Here is a 1,399-nt window from a genome sequence, read left to right as displayed (position 1 = left end):
CGGTAACTATCACCGTTAACAGCCCTAACAGCCCACCGGATGCGGTGAACGACTCCACAACCACCACGATCGGTACGCCAGTCAGCATCGGTGTTTTGAGCAACGATACGGATCCGAACAACGATCCGCTCAGCATCGTCGCAGGCAGTATTAGCGCTCCTGGTAACGGCATGGTAGTTATCGATCCAGGTGCGACGACATCGCCCACGGATGACGTGGTGGTCTACACGCCGAACAGTGGCTTCACGGGTACGGATTCGTTTACCTACACCATCTCCGATGGCATGGGTGGACTGGATACGGCGACGGTGACGGTGACGGTGAATCCCGCCCCCAACGCGTCACCGGATGCGACGAATGATACTGCCAGCACGATCGCCAGTACTCCCATATCCGTTGCAGTACTGGGTAACGATAGCGACCCGAATGGCGATCCGCTAACCGTGACGACGGCCACGCCAGGCACGAACGGCAGCACGAGCATCAGCACGAACGGCACCACATCTCCAACGGATGACGTGGTGGTCTACACGCCGAACAGTGGCTTCACGGGTACCGACTCGTTTACCTACACCATCTCCGATGGTATGGGTGGATTGGATACGGCCACGGTAACGGTGACGGTGAATCCGGCTCCGAACGCGGCACCGGATGCGACGAATGATACTGCCAGCACGATCGCTAGTACTCCCATATCCGTTGCAGTACTCGGCAACGATAGCGACCCGAATGGCGATCCGCTAACCGTGACGGCGGCCACACCCGGCACGAACGGCAGCACGAGCATCAGCACGAATGGCACCACATCGCCCACCGATGACGTGGTGGTCTACACGCCGAATAGTGGCTTCACGGGTACCGACTCGTTTACCTACACCATCTCCGATGGCATGGGTGGACTGGATACGGCGACGGTAACGGTGACGGTGAATCCCGCCCCGAACGCGGCACCGGATGCGACGAATGATACTGCCAGCACGATCGCTAGTACTCCCATATCCGTTGCAGTACTCGGCAACGATAGCGACCCGAATGGCGATCCATTAACCGTGACAGCAGCCACGCCAGGCACGAACGGCAGCACGAGCATCAGCACGAACGGCACCACATCTCCAACGGATGACGTGGTAGTCTACACGCCGAACAGTGGCTTCACGGGTACGGATTCGTTCGCGTACACCATCTCCGATGGCATGGGCGGATTGGATACGGCGACGGTAACGGTGACGGTGAATCCGGCTCCGAACGCGCCACCGGATGCGACGAATGATACTGCCAGCACGATCGCCAGTACTCCCATATCCGTTGCAGTACTGGGTAACGATAGCGACCCGAATGGCGATCCATTAACCGTGACAGCAGCCACGCCAGGCACGAACGGCAGCACGAGCATCAGCAC

Annotated in this window: 1 protein-coding gene; it reads left to right on the top strand. The window is 59.1% G+C overall.

What is annotated here, in order from left to right; translation table 11 throughout:
• The coding region (locus PSE6802_RS30530) for an Ig-like domain-containing protein (protein ID WP_019503126.1) at positions 1-1,399 on the top strand (1,399 nt) is incomplete at both ends.

It is taken from the genome of Pseudanabaena sp. PCC 6802 (genome assembly GCF_000332175.1).
Taxonomy (GTDB): Bacteria; Cyanobacteriota; Cyanobacteriia; order Pseudanabaenales; family Pseudanabaenaceae; genus PCC-6802.
This window is presented reverse-complemented; position numbering and strand designations above follow the sequence as displayed.